This is a genomic window from Nocardioides sp. Soil777 (assembly GCF_001428425.1).
GTDB lineage: Bacteria > Actinomycetota > Actinomycetes > Propionibacteriales > Nocardioidaceae > Nocardioides > Nocardioides terrigena.
This window is the reverse complement of sequence record NZ_LMSN01000018.1, coordinates 85,490-101,066: the sequence shown is the minus strand read 5'-3', so window position 1 is coordinate 101,066 and position 15,577 is coordinate 85,490. Positions and strand designations below refer to the sequence as shown.

The 15,577-nt window shown below is 71.9% G+C and carries 14 protein-coding genes; 8 read left to right on the top strand and 6 right to left on the bottom strand.

Features of this window, described 5'->3' with window-relative positions; all coding sequences use genetic code 11:
• Nucleotides 1-17: 17 nt before the first annotated feature.
• Both ASG88_RS17545 and ASG88_RS17540 read right to left on the bottom strand, forming a co-directional pair.
• Nucleotides 18-680, bottom strand: a complete 663-nt coding sequence (locus tag ASG88_RS17545) for a class I SAM-dependent methyltransferase (protein ID WP_200956488.1) — start codon at nucleotides 678-680, stop codon at nucleotides 18-20.
• Entirely contained in the window at nucleotides 677-1,510 is an 834-nt protein-coding gene (locus ASG88_RS17540) for a class I SAM-dependent methyltransferase (protein WP_056888739.1), read from the bottom strand. The genes ASG88_RS17545 and ASG88_RS17540 overlap by 4 nt, the downstream gene beginning before the upstream one ends.
• A gap of 215 nt (nucleotides 1,511-1,725) precedes the next feature.
• Here ASG88_RS17540 and rpsA point away from each other — a divergent pair, with 215 nt between their 5' ends.
• Entirely contained in the window at nucleotides 1,726-3,204 is a 1,479-nt protein-coding gene (gene rpsA, locus ASG88_RS17535) for a 30S ribosomal protein S1 (protein WP_056888738.1), read from the top strand.
• 64 nt (nucleotides 3,205-3,268) lie between these two features.
• Here the strand turns inward: rpsA and ASG88_RS17530 are convergent, their stop codons facing one another.
• Nucleotides 3,269-4,543 carry a class I adenylate-forming enzyme family protein gene (locus ASG88_RS17530; RefSeq protein WP_056888737.1) on the bottom strand — a complete coding sequence of 425 codons (1,275 nt, stop codon included), beginning with the start codon at nucleotides 4,541-4,543 and terminating at the stop codon, nucleotides 3,269-3,271.
• 36 nt (nucleotides 4,544-4,579) lie between these two features.
• The gene (locus ASG88_RS23150; protein WP_157559803.1) at nucleotides 4,580-4,741 is read right to left on the bottom strand and encodes a hypothetical protein; all 162 of its coding nucleotides are present in this window, start codon (nucleotides 4,739-4,741) and stop codon (nucleotides 4,580-4,582) included.
• A gap of 94 nt (nucleotides 4,742-4,835) precedes the next feature.
• On the opposite strand from ASG88_RS23150, the gene ASG88_RS17525 reads away from it, so the two are divergent.
• From ASG88_RS17525 to ASG88_RS17505, 5 genes are all read left to right on the top strand, one after another.
• On the top strand, nucleotides 4,836-5,786 hold the full coding sequence (locus ASG88_RS17525; protein WP_056888887.1) for a helix-turn-helix domain-containing protein: 951 nt from the start codon (nucleotides 4,836-4,838) through the stop codon (nucleotides 5,784-5,786).
• 64 nt (nucleotides 5,787-5,850) lie between these two features.
• Entirely contained in the window at nucleotides 5,851-7,134 is a 1,284-nt protein-coding gene (locus tag ASG88_RS17520; protein ID WP_056888736.1) for an aminotransferase class I/II-fold pyridoxal phosphate-dependent enzyme, read from the top strand.
• Complete coding sequence (locus tag ASG88_RS17515) at nucleotides 7,127-8,014, top strand: sulfotransferase domain-containing protein (RefSeq protein WP_056888735.1); 888 nt, start codon at nucleotides 7,127-7,129, stop codon at nucleotides 8,012-8,014. Before ASG88_RS17520 ends, ASG88_RS17515 begins: the two co-directional genes overlap by 8 nt.
• A 22-nt stretch (nucleotides 8,015-8,036) precedes the next feature.
• Nucleotides 8,037-8,627 carry a dephospho-CoA kinase gene (gene coaE, locus ASG88_RS17510; protein WP_056888734.1) on the top strand — a complete coding sequence of 197 codons (591 nt, stop codon included), beginning with the start codon at nucleotides 8,037-8,039 and terminating at the stop codon, nucleotides 8,625-8,627.
• 10 nt (nucleotides 8,628-8,637) lie between these two features.
• Nucleotides 8,638-9,939: a glycoside hydrolase family 3 N-terminal domain-containing protein gene (locus ASG88_RS17505; RefSeq protein WP_056888733.1), complete on the top strand. Its 1,302-nt coding sequence runs from the start codon at nucleotides 8,638-8,640 to the stop codon at nucleotides 9,937-9,939.
• Between the two features lie 78 nt (nucleotides 9,940-10,017).
• Here the strand turns inward: ASG88_RS17505 and ASG88_RS17500 are convergent, their stop codons facing one another.
• Both ASG88_RS17500 and ASG88_RS17495 read right to left on the bottom strand, forming a co-directional pair.
• Nucleotides 10,018-11,007 (bottom strand): RNA polymerase sigma factor RpoD/SigA, encoded by a 990-nt coding sequence (locus ASG88_RS17500; protein WP_056888732.1) that lies wholly within the window; start codon nucleotides 11,005-11,007, stop codon nucleotides 10,018-10,020.
• Between the two features lie 606 nt (nucleotides 11,008-11,613).
• A complete protein-coding gene (locus ASG88_RS17495; RefSeq protein ID WP_056888731.1) occupies nucleotides 11,614-12,918 on the bottom strand; it encodes a DNA polymerase IV in 1,305 nt (434 codons plus the stop codon).
• 160 nt (nucleotides 12,919-13,078) lie between these two features.
• On the opposite strand from ASG88_RS17495, the gene ASG88_RS17490 reads away from it, so the two are divergent.
• Together ASG88_RS17490 and ASG88_RS17485 are read left to right on the top strand one after the other, a co-directional pair.
• Complete coding sequence (locus ASG88_RS17490; RefSeq protein WP_056888730.1) at nucleotides 13,079-14,035, top strand: DUF4192 domain-containing protein; 957 nt, start codon at nucleotides 13,079-13,081, stop codon at nucleotides 14,033-14,035.
• A gap of 75 nt (nucleotides 14,036-14,110) precedes the next feature.
• Entirely contained in the window at nucleotides 14,111-15,577 is a 1,467-nt protein-coding gene (locus ASG88_RS17485; RefSeq protein ID WP_056888729.1) for a hypothetical protein, read from the top strand.

Genomic DNA, 15,577 nt, shown 5'->3' with positions numbered 1-15,577 from the left:
CTGGTGGTGGGACCGCGTCAACGACGCCGTCCCACCACCAGCATCTGCTTTCCCAGGACCCGCCAGGCGAGCGGGAACCGCAGGTAGGCGGAGACCATGAACGGCCGGACCTCGACCTTGGCGTCCTTGACGGTGTAGGGCAGGAACCGCGGCACGACACGCTCGATGTCGTAGCCGTGCAGGCCGAGCGCCTCGCACACGCTCCGGTCGGTGAGCGGCAGGTGGTGGTCGAGGTAGTCCCAGTAGCGACCGCCGACCGCCCGGATGTTGGGCATCAGCACGACCAGCGCCCCGCCCGGCCGCGTCACGCGACGGGCCTCGGCAAGGGTCGCCGCCAGCGCGTCCTTGGTGGGCAGGTGCTCGAAGAAGTTCGACGTGAACACCGTGTCGACGCTCTCGTCCGCGACGTCCTGCAGGTCGTCCGAGCTCGTGGTGAGCACCTCGACGCCCGGCTCCGCGAACCCCACGGTGTCGGGGTTGAGGTCGACGGCGATGCGTCGCCTGGCCCGGACGGCGTTGGTGAACTCGCAGTTGCCGGCGCCGAGGTCCAGGACGGTGCCCTCGACGGGCACGTAGCGCTGGAAGACGTCGCGCACCAGGACGTCCCACAGGATGCGCTTGTTGGCGAGGTCCCGCTCGTCGAAGCGGTTGCGGTAGATGGCCTCGAGGTCGTCGTTCACGGTGTGGTCCTTCCGGGGGTCAGGTCGGCCACGAAGATCGCGGTGCCGGGGGTCAGCAGGCCTCGGGTGGGGGACCAGCCGCCCCACACCCGGTCGTGGTCGGCGGGCCACTCGGGCTCGACGAGGTCGCGCAGGACGAAGCCCGTCGCGGAGAGCAGGCGCACCCAGTCGCCGAGCGTGCGGTGGTGCTCGACGTACGCGACCGTGCCGGACTCGTCGTCGACCTCGACGTACGGCGTGCGGTCCCAGTAGGACTGCGAGGCGACCAGGCCGCCATCGCCGGGGTCGTCGGGGAACATCCACCGCGTCGGGTGCGTGATGGAGAAGGCGTAGCGCCCACCGGGGCGGAGCACGCGGGCGGTCTCGGCCACCGCGTCCTCGATGTCGTGGACGAACTGGAGGGCACCGAAGGAGCAGAAGACTACGTCGAAGGTGTCGCCGGCGAAGGGGAGGTGCGTGGCCGTGGCTCGCACGGAGGGGACGACGACGCCGGTGATCTCGTCGATGCGCCGGCTGTGCTGGAGCTGGCGGTGCGAGAGGTCGAGCCCCACGGCGCGACCGCCGTGGTTGCGCACCCACCGCGAGCACTGCCCGGCGCCGCTCCCGACCTCGAGCACGTCGCGGCCGGCGACGTCACCCAGGATCCCCAGGTCCTCCTCGGTCTGCCCCTCGGGTCCCCACACGAAGCCCGCGTCTCCCAGGAACTCGCCGTGCGTCGCCTGGTACTCGTCGGCGTACCGGTCCCAGTCCGGACCGTTCGCGCGCCGCGACTCGGACTCGTCGACCGGGCGGCGTTCGACCCGGACGGACTGGGGAAGGTGGTCCTGCACGGGCTCACGGTACTGCCGGGTCCGTGCGCCCGGCGCGAGAGGGGGACACACGGGTTGGACGCTCGTGGTCGCACCCGCGTAGGCTGCAGGGTGCGCCAGAGGTCTGCCTGGGTTCCATACGGAGCGGACTCTCGCTCGTCATCTCTCATCGGTGGTGAAACAGGGCTTCCGGCGTGTCCGCACGACTTCTGACCACCCAAGGAATCACTTCCCTTATGACGAGCACCATCTCTACTCTTCCGGACTACGACGCGCCCCAGGTGGCTGTCAACGACATCGGGTCCGAAGAAGACTTCCTCGCGGCGATCGACGCGACCATCAAGTACTTCAACGACGGTGACATCGTCGAGGGCACCATCGTCAAGGTGGACCGCGACGAGGTCCTGCTCGACATCGGCTACAAGACCGAGGGCGTCATCCCCTCGCGCGAGCTGTCGATCAAGCACGACGTCGACCCCAACGAGGTCGTCAACGTCGGCGACAAGGTCGAGGCCCTCGTCCTCCAGAAGGAGGACAAGGAAGGCCGCCTGATCCTGTCCAAGAAGCGCGCCCAGTACGAGCGCGCCTGGGGCACCATCGAGCAGGTCAAGGAGGAGGACGGCGTCGTCGAGGGCACCGTCATCGAGGTCGTCAAGGGCGGCCTCATCCTCGACATCGGCCTGCGCGGCTTCCTGCCGGCCTCGCTCGTGGAGATGCGTCGCGTCCGCGACCTGCAGCCCTACGTCGGCCAGACCCTCGAGGCCAAGATCATCGAGCTCGACAAGAACCGCAACAACGTGGTCCTGTCGCGCCGTGCCTGGCTCGAGCAGACCCAGTCCGAGGTCCGCCACGGCTTCCTCACCCAGCTCCAGAAGGGCCAGATCCGCAAGGGTGTCGTGTCCTCGATCGTCAACTTCGGTGCCTTCGTGGACCTCGGTGGCGTCGACGGCCTCGTGCACGTCTCGGAGCTGTCGTGGAAGCACATCGACCACCCGTCCGAGGTCGTCACCGTCGGTGACGAGGTCACCGTCGAGGTCCTCGACGTGGACATGGACCGCGAGCGTGTCTCCCTGTCGCTGAAGGCGACGCAGGAGGACCCGTGGCAGCACTTCGCCCGCACCCACCAGATCGGCCAGATCGTCCCGGGCAAGGTCACCAAGCTGGTGCCCTTCGGTTCGTTCGTCCGCGTCGAGGAGGGCATCGAGGGCCTCGTGCACATCTCCGAGCTGGCCGAGCGCCACGTGGAGATCCCCGAGCAGGTCGTCCAGGTCAACGACGACGTCATGGTCAAGATCATCGACATCGACCTCGAGCGTCGCCGGATCTCGCTGTCGCTCAAGCAGGCCAACGAGACCGCCACGGCGGCCGACGTCGACGAGTTCGACCCGACGCTCTACGGCATGACGGCCACGTACGACGAGCAGGGCAACTACGTCTACCCCGAGGGCTTCGACCCCGAGACGGGCGAGTGGCTCGAGGGCTTCGACGAGCAGCGTGCGGTCTGGGAGGAGCAGTACGCCAAGGCGCACGCCCGCTGGGAGCAGCACGTCAAGCAGCAGGCCGACGCCAAGCAGGCGGAGGTCGAGGCGAGCGAGGCCACGTCGTACTCCTCGGAGGGCACCGACACCGGCGCCCAGGAGCAGACCGGCGGTTCGCTGGCGTCGGACGAGGCGCTCCAGGCGCTTCGCGAGAAGCTCACCGGTGGGGGCAACTGACCCGCTGCACCACACGTTCCACCAGGAGGCCCGCCGGTTCGCCGGCGGGCCTCCTGCCATTCCGTCAGTCCCTGAGGAGGTCCGGGAGCCGGTCCCGACGGACCTTGCCCGTGGCGGTCAGGGGGAGACCCTCGACGTGCACCCACGTCTTGGGCCGCTTGGCCGGGGCGAGCGTGGAGCGCGCGAGGGCGTCGAGGTCGGCGACCGACGCGCTGCCCACGACCGCGGCGCAGACGCGCTGGCCCCAGTCCTCGTCGTCCGTCCCGAACACGGCGACGTCGTCGACGCCCGGCGCCTCGCGCACCACCTGCTCGACCTCGAGCGGGTAGACGTTGACGCCGCCGCTGATGATGAGGTCCGTACGACGCCCCTCGAGGTACACGTAGCCCTCGGCGTCGATCCGGCCGACGTCCCCGACGGTGAAGGCCGGGCCGTCGGCGGTGTCGCGCCAGGCGGCGGCGGTCTTGTCGGGCGCCCCGACGTAGGAGAAGCGTGCGTGCGCCGGGACCGCGCACCACAGGGTGCCGTCGGCGTCCGTCGTGATCGTGCGACCGGGGCGGGCCCGCCCGACGGTGCCGGGGTGCGCCCGCCACTCCTCGGAGCGGCACGCGGTGAACTGGCCCTCGGTGGAGCCGTAGAACTCCCAGGTCGACCCCTCGGGGAAGAGGTCGACGAGGCGTTCCTTGACCGCCGCGGGGCACGGTGCCCCTGCGTGGGCGACGAGCCGGAAGCTGGACAGGTCCGGGACCCCCACAGCGTCCCAGTGTGCGAAGAGGCGCTGGAGGTGCGTGGGGACGCAGAACATCGTGGTCGGCCGCTCGGTGGTGATCGCGGCGGTGATCGCGGCAGGGTCGAAGCGACCGGGGACGACGATGCGACCGCCCGCGAGCAGCGTCCCCGTGGCGAAGCGGAGGGGCGCGGAGTGGTGCAGGGGGCTCAGCACCAGGTTGACGTCGTCGGCGCAGAACCCCCACAGGTCGCGCTCCTCGGCGACCAGGTCGGCGGCCAGGTCCGGGGGCAGCAGGCCGGAGTCGACGCCCTTGGGGGTGCCGGTGGTGCCGCTCGTGCAGTGCATGGGCCGACCGCGGGGGAGCGTGTCGCGGGGGTCCGGGTCGGCGAGCTCCGCCAGCAGCGCCTGCACGCCCTCGGTGGTCGTGACGAGCAGGTCCGGGGAGATGGGAGCCAGGATCCGGGTGCGCTCGGCCTCGGTCAGTGCCGGGTCGAGCGGCACCGGGAAGACGCCGCGGCCCAGCAGGGCGAGCACGAGGTCGACGTACTGCTCGGAGCCGGGGACGAGCAGGGCCACCCGGGAACCCTCGGTCAGGTCGGCGGAAGTCACCCCGCCATCCAAACAGAGCCCGTCGGGTGGGGCGGGTCAGGCCTGGCGGGGGACGACGTGGCGGCGGAGGTCGACGGGACCGAGCTCGTCGTGGTCGTCGGCGAGGTTGGCAGGGCCGGCGAAGTGGTCGTGCCGGGCGTAGCGCACCAGCAGGACGGACAGGGCGATGAGGACGAGGATGAAGGCGAAGGTGGTCATGGCAGCAATCATGCGCTGGTTGAGATCCCGCCACGAGTGGCAGCAATGACAGTGTCCGTTGATTTCCTGCCAGACGTCCGTCATGCTGGCTGACATGCTCTCCAACGTCGCCGTCCTCGTGTGGGACGAGGTCGCCCTCTTCGAGCTGGGCGTGCTCTGCGAGGCCTTCGGTGTCGACCGCAGCGACGACGGCCTGCCCGTGCTCGACTTCGCCGTCTGCGGTGTGGAGCCGGGGCAGGTGCGCACCTCGCTGGGCTTCGGGATGGAGGTCCTGCACGGACTCGACCGCGTCGCCGAGGCCGACCTGGTGTGCATCCCGGCGATGGGCATGGAGGGTCCCGTCCCTGCACCTGTCATCCGCGCGCTACGGGACGCCGTCGAGCGCGGCGCGCGGGTCCTCTCGGTGTGCACCGGCGCGTTCGCCCTGGGCGAGGCCGGGCTGCTCGACGGCCGCGAGGCGACCACCCACTGGAAGCACACCGACGAGCTCGCCGGTCGCTTCCCGCTCGCGCGGGTGGTGCCCGAGGTGCTCTACGTCGACGCCGGCCCGGTCATCACCAGCGCCGGCTCGGCGGCCGGGCTCGACGCGGCCCTGCACCTGTGGCGCGAGGCGTACGGCGCCGCCGCGGCCAGCACGGTCGCCCGTCGGATGGTGGTGCCGCCGCAGCGTCCGGGCGGGCAGGCGCAGTTCATCTCCCGCCCGGTGCCCGAGTGCACCTCCGACTCGCTGGCCCCCCTGCTGGAGTGGATCCAGGGCAACCTCGGTGAGGAGCTCAGCGTGGACCTCCTCGCCCGCCAGACCCACATGTCGGCACGCACGTTCGCGCGCCGGTTCAAGGAGGAGACCGGCACGACGCCGTACGGGTGGATCCTCGCCCAGCGCGTCCAGGTCGCACAGGCGCTGCTCGAGCAGTCGGACCGCTCGATCGAGTGGATCGCCTCCGAGGTGGGGTTCGGCAACGCGGCGACGCTGCGCCACCACTTCACACGGGTCCGCGGGGTGAGCCCGCAGCAGTACCGCCGCACGTTCTCCTGCACGGCGTAGCCGGCCGCCTCCCGCGTCTGGACGCGGCAGCCCGGCCGGCGCGGCACCTCGGTAACCTTGCGGGGTGACGCACACGCCTCTCTCCGACCTGTCCCACGACGACCTCCTCGCCCTGCGCGAGCGGCTGCAGGCGTCGTACGACGAGCTGAAGGGTCGCGGCCTCGCGCTCGACCTGACGCGGGGCAAGCCGTCCTCGGCCCAGCTCGACCTCGCGGACGAGCTGCTCCGCCTGCCGCGGGGGTGCACGGACCGCAGTGGCACCGACGTGCGCAACTACGGCGGGCTCGCCGGCCTCCCGGAGCTGCGTGAGATGTTCGCCGAGCTGCTCTGGGTGGAGCCCGAGCAGGTCGTCGCGGGCGGCAACTCCAGCCTCACCATGATGCGCGACACCCTCGTCTACCTCCTGCTCTTCGGCGGCGTGGACAGCGACCGCCCGTGGGGCAAGGAGAGCGTGGTCAAGTTCATCTGCCCCGTCCCCGGCTACGACCGGCACTTCGCGCTGCTGGAGTCGCTGGGGATCGAGATGATCACCGTCCCGATGAACGACGACGGCCCCGACGCCGAGGCGGTGGCCCGCCTGGTCAAGGAGGACCGGTCGATCAAGGGCATGTGGGTCGTCCCCACCTACGCCAACCCGGCCGGTTCCGTCTGCACGCAGGAGGTCGCCGCCCGGCTCGCGTCGATGGAGACGGCCGCGCACGACTTCAAGATCTTCTGGGACAACGCCTACGCCCTGCACCACCTCACCGAGGACGAGGCCAAGAGTGCCGACATCCTCACCCTGGCCGCCGCGAGCGGACACCCGCACCGGCCGATCATGTTCGCGTCGACCTCCAAGATCACCTTCGCGGGCGCGGGGGTCGCGTTCCTCGCTGCGTCGGTGGAGAACGTGAACTGGTACCTCCGGCACCTGGGCAAGGGCTCCATCGGCCCCGACAAGGTCAACCACCTGCGCCATGTGCAGTTCTTCGGCTCGGCGCAGGGCGTGCGCGACCACATGGTCCGTCACCGCGAGATCATCGCGCCCAAGTTCGCAGCGGTCGACCGGGTGCTCACCGAGCGCCTCGACGGCCACGGGGTGGCCCGGTGGAACAAGCCGCGGGGCGGCTACTTCGTCAACCTCGACGTCATGCCCGGCACGGCGTCGCGGGTCGTCTCGCTCGCCAAGGAGGCCGGCATCGCGCTGACGCCCGCCGGCTCGTCCTTCCCCCTCGGCCGGGACCCGCACGACGAGAACATCCGGCTCGCCCCCACGATGCCGCCGCTCGAGGAGGTCACCGAGGCCATGGACGGTGTGGCCACCGCCGTGCTGCTCGCCGCGGTGGAGAAGCTCCTGGCCGGTGGCTGAGCCGGTGGCCGGCGAGACGGTCGACGGGGACTTCCAGCCCTTCACCTTCTCGATCGTCGGGGTCCAGAAGGCCGGCACCTCCACGCTGCAGTGGATGCTCAACCAGCACCCTCAGGTGGCCCGGCCGCCCCGCAAGGAGATGGGCTGGTTCGACGTCGACGAGGCGACCTGGCGCGACGTCGACCACGCGTCGTACGGCGTGCGGCGGACGTCGCCGCAGCAACGCGCGCTGGGCGACGCGACGCCCCGCTACCTGCTGATGCCGGGCACCCTGGAGCGGATGCGGGACCGGCTCCCCGACCTGCGCCTGATCGCGATCTTCCGCGACCCGATCGACCGGCTCGTCTCCCAGTGGGTGATGGTCCGCGAGCGCCAGCCCGACAAGGCGCCGGACTGGCCCGAGATGATGGCCTGGCGGCCGCCGTCCTTCCCCACGATCCTGCCCGAGGAGCTCACCGGGCCCGGCGGTCGCGCCCGCTTCCTGCGCGCGTCCGGGGTGGTGCGCGGCTACTACGGCGGGCAGGTGGAGCACGGGCTCACCGTGTTTCCCCGTGACCAGTGGCTCTTCCTGGACTTCCCGTCACTGCTGGCCGACCACGCCCGCCACCTCGACCTGGTGACCGACCACATCGGGGTCGACCGGTTCCGCAGCCACCCGCCGCTGAAGAAGCTGATGGCGGGCTCTCCCACGATCACCGGGACGGCGCCGACGGGGGAGGACCTGATGACGCTGGCCCGGGCGCTGGAGCCCGAGCTGGCCCAGTACGTCGCCCTCACCGGCCTGCCCGTCGAGCACTGGACCACCGAGCGGCTGCTGCGCGGCGACCTCGACGCCGACGAGCAGGCCGCGACGTACGCCCGCAAGGCGGGACTGGCATGACGACGACGACGAGGGGGCAGCAGTGAGCAAGCGGGTCGGACTGACCGGGGGCGTGGCCTCCGGCAAGAGCACCGTCTCGGCGATCCTCGCCGAGCTCGGCGCCGTGGTGATCGACGCCGACGCGCTGGCGCGCGAGGTGGTCGCCCGGGGCACCCCCGGGCTGGATGCCGTGGTGGCGGAGTTCGGTCCCGACCTGCTGACGCCGGCGGGGGACCTCGACCGCCCGGCCATGGGACGGCTGGTCTTCGGCGACGAGGGCGCCCGCAAGCGGCTCGAGGCGATCATCCACCCGCTCGTGATCGAGCGGATGGCGGCCCTGGAGGTCACCGCGGACGAGGACGACGTCGTCGTCCACGACATCCCGCTGCTGGCCGAGGGGGGCAGGGCCGACACCTTCGACGCGGTGGTCGTCGTGGACGCTCCCCGGGACCTCCAGGTCGAGCGGATGCTCTCGGAGCGGGGCTGGACGCGCGAGGACGCGGAGTCGCGGATCGCCGCGCAGGCCACCCGGGAGCAGCGCCGGGCCATCGCCACGCACGTCATCGACAACAACGGCTCGCTCGAGGACCTGCGGGCCCGCGTCGAAGCGGTCTTCGACGAGCTCCGCGGGTAGCCTGCAGGCCGTGCGACTGCCTCTCCTGACGACCGCGACGGCCCTCACGGCGGGGGCGCTCCTCATCGGTGGCTGTGCCACCGCACCGGAGACCGAGGCGCCCACGACCGCCCGGACGAGCAGCCCGTCGGTGGAGCCGGAGACGCCCGAGCCGACGCCGACCACCGACCCGGACACCCCGCTGGGGTGGGGGCCCACGGCGGGCGAGCTCGAGGACGCGCAGGCCCTGGTGGCCGGGTGGACGCCCGAGCAGCTCGCGGGGCAGGTCATCGTCGGCCGCTACCACGGCACCGACCCCGCCACGGTGGCCGCCATGGTGCGCGACCACCACCTGGCCGGCATGTCGGTCACCAGCGGCAACATCCTCGACGAGGCGCAGGTGCGCGCCACCACGGCGGCGATCAGCGACGCGGTCGCGGCCGACGGGCGGGACTTCCCGGCCGTCATCGGCGTGGACCAGGAGGGCGGCTACGTCTCGCACCTGCGTGGCATCGCCACCGAGTTCCCGGCCTTCGACGCGGCCGGAGCCGCGATCACCGCCGACGGCCCGACGGGGCGCGAGGTCGTCCGTCAGGCGGCGTACGCCACCGGCATGGAAGTGCGCGACCTCGGCTTCACGTGGGTCTTCGCACCGGTCGCCGACGTCACCATCGGGGCGGCTGACCCCACGATCGGCACGCGCTCGCCCAGCGAGGACCCGGCGGTCGCGGCCAAGGCCACCGCCACGGCGGTGCGGGGGTACGACGCCGCGGCGATCGTCTCCACCGTCAAGCACTTCCCCGGCCACGGCGCCGCCACGAGCGACAGCCACGAGACCCTGCCGGTGCTCGACTCCACGCTCGAGGAGATCCGCTCCCACGACCTGCCGCCCTTCGAGGCCGCGATCGCGAGCCACGCCCCGGCAGTGATGATGAGCCACCTCGACCTGACCGCCATCGCCCCCGGTGTCCCGGCGTCGCTCGCGCCCGAGGTCTACGACCTGCTGCGCGACGACCTCGGCTTCGAGGGCGTGACCATCACGGACTCGCTCGGGATGGGCGCCGTCGCCGCCAGCTACAAGCCGGCCGTGGCCGCCCTCAACGCGGGCGCCGACCTGCTGCTGATGCCCGTCGACACCGTCGAGACCCACCGTGTGCTCACCCAGGCGATCAACGACGGCGACGTCACCCGCGAGCGCGCCGAGGAGGCCGCCGCCCGCGTCGTGGCCCTCCAGATGTGGCAGGGGCGCACCGCCGACGCGAGCCCGGTGCCCGCCGACGTGTCGACGCTGGCGAGCGAGGCGTCCGCGGCGCTCGGCTCGGCGGCCTACTGACGCCGGTCCACCGACGCGACGAGGCCCGCCCCGACGGTGTCGGAGCGGGCCTCGTGCGGTGGAACCGGGTGGCGGACCTCAGGCGGCGGTGCTGCCGGTCGCGAGGTCCGGGTCGCCGATGCGGCGGAGCTTCTGCAGGGCCTCCCGCTCGAGCTGGCGGACCCGCTCGGCGGAGATGCCGTGCTTGGCGCCGATGTCGGCCAGCTTGTGCTGGCGACCGTCGGTCAGGCCGTAGCGCGCCCGGATGATGTCGGCGGCCCGGTCGTCGAGATGGGCGACGAGGTCCTCGAGGCGCTGACGCGCCTCGACGTCGAGGAACTCCAGGTCCGGCCCGGGGGCGGTCTCCTGCGCCATCAGGTCGCCGAGGGAGGTGTCGCCGTCCTCGTCCACCGGGGTGTCGAGGGAGACGTGGTCGCGACCCCACGACATCAGGTCGAGGACGCGGTCGATCTCCATCCCGAGCTCCAGGGCGATCTCCTGCGGCTCGGGGTCACGGCCGAGCTGGCGCTCCAGGGTGCGGCGGGCGCCGCTGACCTGGTTGAGCTCCTCGACCACGTGGACCGGCAGTCGCACGACGCGGGCCTGCTGGGCGATGCCGCGCGTGATGGCCTGACGCACCCACCACGTGGCGTACGTCGAGAACTTGTAGCCCTTGGTGTAGTCGAACTTCTCCACGGCGCGGATCAGGCCGGTGTTGCCCTCCTGGATCAGGTCCAGCATCGGCATCTGGGAGCGGCCGTACTTGCGCGCGATGGAGACGACCAGGCGCAGGTTGGCGGAGATGAACTGGTCGACGGCCTTGCGGCCCTCCTCGGCCAGCCACTCCAGCTCCTCCTGGTTGGCGCTCATCGGGGCACCGCCCTTGCGGCGGCCGATGCGGCCCTCCTCGAGGAGCTTCTCGGCCAGCAGGCCGGCCTCGATGGTCTTGGAGAGCTCGACCTCCATGGCGGCGTCGAGAAGGGGAGTGCGGGCGATCTCGTCGAGGTACAGGCCGACGCTGTCGCGGCCCTCGATCTCACGCGTCGTGCTCGTCCGGGTGCTCCTGGCAGTGCTCTGTGCGGTGCTCATCGTCGTCTCCTCCTCCGTGGCGTTGCGCCGAATACCTCGCCACGTCATCTCCAACGGCCTGCGTGGACGAGAGATTCCCCGGCCCCGATCGCTCGGCCCTTCACCTGACTCGACGTCCCGGCGAGCACGAGAGTTGCCTCCCGGCGCAACTCTCAGGGACTTCTCAGGGGTGGTTCGGAGACGGCCGCCCGGGGGATTGCCCCGAGGTGCCCCCACTTTCCGGCGGGGGCGTTCCTCCACAGGCTGATCCACATCGGTGTGGACAACTGGGTCGGACCTGTGGAGCACCGGCCCCGCCCTGTGGAGGCGGTTGTGGGACTGGGGGAATGTGGCGCGAACCCCTTGCGCCGCCCTCCGCGGCGGGCATAGAACTCTCCCACCAGCACCGCTCGCGGGGCTGGGGATCGGACAGGCAGAGAGATCCGCACGGCGAGCTCGCTCGCTGCGGGGGCCCGGTGACGGGGACCCCGGGATCCGACTCCCGTCCAGGTCGATCGGACGTCACCCAGCCGGTCAACCCGAGGGGCTCCAGGCGCTCATACCGGCTGGGGCCCCTCACCTCATCTCCACCGGGCCGTGAGCCCCGGGTCGCTCGGTCGAAGGCTGTCAGTCCTCCGCCGGCCGCGGTGCGGGCGCGAGTGCCGGGTCGTCCACGGCGTAGGACCGCACCGGCCCGGGCGGGGTGTCGGCGGTCTCGAACCGCACGGTCACGACGCCGCGACCCGACCCCCACACCCAGCCGGCACCCATCTCCGCGTGGACGACGTCCATGCCGGGGGAGAAGTGACGGACCGACGGGGCAGGCTCCGGGACGACCACCTCCTCGGGCTCGGGGTCGGTCTCGCCGAACAGGTCCTCCTGGATCCAGTCGGCCAGCCCGGAGACGCCCACGCCCAGCAGCCGGACGCCGCCGGAGGTGTCGAGGTCGGCGAGCAGGGACCGGGCCAGCCGCGCGATCGTCGGGGCGCTGTCGGTCGGGCTCGCGAGGGTCGAGGAGCGGCTCAGGGTGGTGAAGTCGTGCAGTCGCACCTTGATCGTCACCGTGCGGCCCGAGAGGCCGTGTTTGCGCAGCCGGGCGCCGACCTGCGTGGCCTGCCGGGTCAGCAGGGACTCCATGAGGCTGCGGTCGGTCAGGTCCGTGTCGTAGGTGCCCTCGCTGCTGACGGACTTGGTCTCGCGGTCGGCCACCACCGGGCGGTCGTCCTCGGCTCGCGCCAGCTGGTGCAGGCCGTGCCCGTGAGCCTTGCCGAGCAGCCGCACCATCTCGTCCTCGTCCACCGCCTCGAGGTCGGCGACCGTGTGGATGCCGACCCGCCGGAGCCGCTCGGCGGTCGCCGGTCCGACACCGGGGATGACGGTGACCTTCATGGGGCGCAGCAGGTCGCGCTCGGTGCCCGGGGGGACGACAGTCAGCCCGTCGGGCTTGTCGAGCTCACTGGCGACCTTGGCGATGAACTTGGAGGTCCCGATCCCCACGGTGCCGGTGAGCCCGCCGCTGACCTCCTGCACACGCTGGCGCAGCTCCTCGCCGAAGGCGGTCACCGTCCCCACCTCGAGGTCGGGCAGGCCGGCGCGCTCGAGGTCCACGAACGCCTCGTCCAGGGACAAGGGCTCGACGAGCGGCGAGGCGGCGCGCAGCACCTCCATGACCCGCGCGCTGGTCTCGCGGTAGGCGTGGAAGCGGCCCGACAGGAAGGCCGCGTGCGGGCACCGGGCGCGTGCCTCGCGCCCCGACATGGCCGAGCGCACGCCGTACACCCGGGCCTCGTAGGACGCGGTGGCGACGACGCCGCGCCCGCCCGTGCCGCCGACGATGACGGGCTTGCCGCGCAGCGACGGCTTGTCGCGCTGCTCGACCGCGGCGAAGAAGGCGTCCATGTCCAGGTGCAGGACCGAAGCGGTACGACGCATCAGTCGACGTCGTGGCCCGGGGCGCGGTGGATCCCGGAGCGACGCATGTCAGCCATTGTCGCAGGCCACCCGGCATCCACAGGCGCCTGCCGTGCGGTAGTCGTCCACAGCGCGGACGCGTGCGGGTGAGAGCGCCGGCGCACGCGGGGACCGTCTCCGCATGACACCGACACCCACACCCGCCTCGCTCGTCGCCCGCACTCCCGAGGACATCCTCGCCTTCGTCCCGGTCGCCCTCGGGTTCCCGCCCGAGTGCTCCGTCGCGATGCTCACCTTCGGTCGCGGGCAGTCCTTCCACGCCCGGGTCGACCTGCCCGACGACCCCGATGACGTCGACGACGTCGTCGACGCACTGCTCCGACCCAGCCTGCGGCACCGGGTCCGCCAGGTGATCTTCGTGGTCTACGACGACGACACCGTCGTGGCCGATGAGTCGGCCTGGTCGCTGCACGAGGCGTTCACCGAGCGCGGCATCGAGGTGATCGACGTGCTCCGGGTGCACGACGGCCGCTGGTTCGCCGTCCTGCCCGGTCGCCCACCCGAGGCGTACGACGGTGTCCCCTTCGACTCCGGGTCGCACCCGTTCACCGCCCGCGCGGTGTTCGACGGCCGCGTCACCCGGGCGTCGCGCGAGGAGCTGCGCGCCACCCTCGACCCGGTCCCCGACGAGGTCGCCGCGTCCGGTGCCCTCCTGGCCACCTCCCCGGCGCCGCTCACGGGGGACCGGGTGCGTGCCGTGGTCACCCGCCACGGTGAGGGACCGGTGCCGGTCCCCACCGAGGTCCTCGTTCCCCTCGCCCTGGCCCTGCGCGACCCGGCGTCGCGCGACCAGGCCTGGGCGGGGCTGTCCCGCGCCGTGGCCCGCGCCCACGTCGAGCTGTGGAGCGACGTCGTGCGGCGGCTGCCCGACGACCTCGTGGCGGGTCCTGCCGCGGTGCTCGCCGTCGCCGCCTGGCTCGCGGGGGAGGGCGCGCTGGCGTGGTGTGCGGTCGAGCGCTGCCGTGCCGTCGACCCCGGACACTCCCTCGCCCGGCTGGTGGCCGACCTGCTCGACGAGGCGTGCTCGCCCGAGCTGTGGGAGCCGGTGCGTTCGTCGTGGGAGCGCGGGGCGGCCTGAGCCCCGCGAGGGAGCCCCCATCCCACGGGGGGTGACACCTGTCGCGGGGGGCTCCCGCGTGGCTAGGGTCCACCCATGGGAGAAGAAGTCGAGCAGCAGGAGTTCTCGCGGGCCGATCGCACGCGCCACCGCGAGAAGGTGCGGCGCAACCTCGACGTCTTCGCCCGGATGCTCCGGGAGGCCCGCTTCGACACCGACGACCCGATGACCGGGCTGGAGGTGGAGCTCAACCTGATCGACGACCGCGGCGACCCGGCGCTCAAGAACGCCGAGGTGCTCGAGGCGATCGCCCAGCCCGAGTTCCAGACGGAGCTCGGCCAGTTCAACATCGAGATCAACGTGGACCCCGCGACGCTGCGCGAGGGTGGGCTGACCACCTTCGAGGACAGCCTGCGGCGCTCCCTCAACCAGGCGGAGGACGCGGCGAGCGAGGTGGGCGCGCACCAGGTGATGATCGGCATCCTGCCGACCCTGGCCGAGGGCCACATGTCCATCTCCTCGCTGAGCGCCAACCCCCGCTACAAGCTGCTGAGCGAGCAGATCCTCGACGCGCGCGGCGAGGACATCACCATCAGCATCTCCGGTCGTGACCGGCTGTCGACGACGGCCGACTCGATCGTGCCCGAGGCGGCCTGCACGAGCACCCAGTTCCACGTCCAGACCTCGCCGGACGACTTCGCCAACTACTGGAACGCCTCCCAGGCCATCGCCGGCGTGCAGCTCGCGGTGGGTGCCAACTCGCCGTACCTCCTGGGCAAGGAGCTGTGGCGCGAGACGCGCATCCCGTTGTTCGAGCAGGCCACGGACACCCGCAGCGAGGAGCTCAAGGTCCAGGGGGTCCGCCCCCGCGTGTGGTTCGGCGAGCGGTGGGTCACCTCGGTGTTCGACCTGTTCGAGGAGAACGTCCGCTACTTCCCGGCGCTGCTGCCGATCACCGACGACGAGGACCCGCTGCAGGTGCTCGAGGACGGGCGCACGCCCGAGCTCTCCGAGCTCCGGCTCCACAACGGCACCATCTACCGCTGGAACCGTCCGGTCTACGACATCGCCGACGGGGTGCCGCACCTGCGCGTCGAGAACCGTCTCCTCGCCGCGGGCCCGACGGTCGCCGACACCATCGCCAACGCGGCGTTCTACTTCGGCCTCGTCCGCCACCTCGCCGAGAGCGAGCGCCCGCTGTGGTCCCAGATGTCCTTCTCGGCCGCGGAGGAGAACTTCCACGTCGCTGCCCAGCAGGGTGTCGACGCCCAGATCTACTGGCCCGGCATCGGCCAGGTGCGCGCCACCGAGCTCGTGCTGCGCCGGTTGCTCCCGATGGCGGCCGAGGGACTCGACGCCTGGGGCGTGGAGGGCGAGGTCCGGGACCGGCTCTTCGGCATCATCGAGCAGCGCTGCCTGCTGGGGACCAACGGTGCGGAGTGGTTCGTGGGGCAGATGCGGCGGCGCGCCGACATGGAGACGTACGACGCGCTGCGCGCCACCCTGCTCGACTACCGCGAGCGGATGCACACCAACGAGCCCGTCCACACCTGGGGCGACTGA

Coding starts and splice junctions, on each gene's coding strand:
- rpsA (WP_056888738.1), top strand. CDS start 1,726: ATGACGAGCACCATCTCTACTCTTCCGGACTACGACGCGCCCCAGGTG.
- ASG88_RS23150 (WP_157559803.1), bottom strand. CDS start 4,741: ATGACCACCTTCGCCTTCATCCTCGTCCTCATCGCCCTGTCCGTCCTG.
- ASG88_RS17525 (WP_056888887.1), top strand. CDS start 4,836: ATGCTCTCCAACGTCGCCGTCCTCGTGTGGGACGAGGTCGCCCTCTTC.
- ASG88_RS17500 (WP_056888732.1), bottom strand. CDS start 11,007: ATGAGCACCGCACAGAGCACTGCCAGGAGCACCCGGACGAGCACGACG.
- ASG88_RS17495 (WP_056888731.1), bottom strand. CDS start 12,918: ATGCGTCGTACCGCTTCGGTCCTGCACCTGGACATGGACGCCTTCTTC.
- ASG88_RS17490 (WP_056888730.1), top strand. CDS start 13,079: ATGACACCGACACCCACACCCGCCTCGCTCGTCGCCCGCACTCCCGAG.
- ASG88_RS17485 (WP_056888729.1), top strand. CDS start 14,111: ATGGGAGAAGAAGTCGAGCAGCAGGAGTTCTCGCGGGCCGATCGCACG.